The organism is Klebsiella sp. K47 (genome assembly GCF_051858335.1).
Lineage (GTDB): Bacteria > Pseudomonadota > Gammaproteobacteria > Enterobacterales > Enterobacteriaceae > Klebsiella > Klebsiella pneumoniae.
Genome location: NZ_JBPYUI010000450.1, coordinates 1 through 222, shown reverse-complemented (window position 1 = coordinate 222; position 222 = coordinate 1). Strand labels below are relative to the sequence as shown.

Sequence of the window (222 nt, the reverse complement as noted above, 5' to 3'; positions counted from 1 at the left end):
AAGGCGAAGAAGTCCAGCCCCTTCAGCTCGGTGAGCACGGTGCCGGTGTACGGATCGAAATAGCGCCAATTCGCCTGGCCGCCTTCGAAACGCGCCACCGACAGGCGCTGCCCGGTGGCGTCCACGCGCAGCCGCTGCAGCGGCTGTGGCATGCCCTGCTGCAGCCGTGGCAGCAGCTCTGTCAGGGCCAGTGGCTGCTCGCCCGCCGCGTGCCGCTGCACC

General features: G+C 69.8%; 1 protein-coding gene. It reads right to left on the bottom strand.

The window, feature by feature from the left end:
- The coding region (locus tag RRF55_RS28745; protein WP_439419409.1) for a hypothetical protein at positions 1 to 222 on the bottom strand (222 nt) is incomplete at both ends.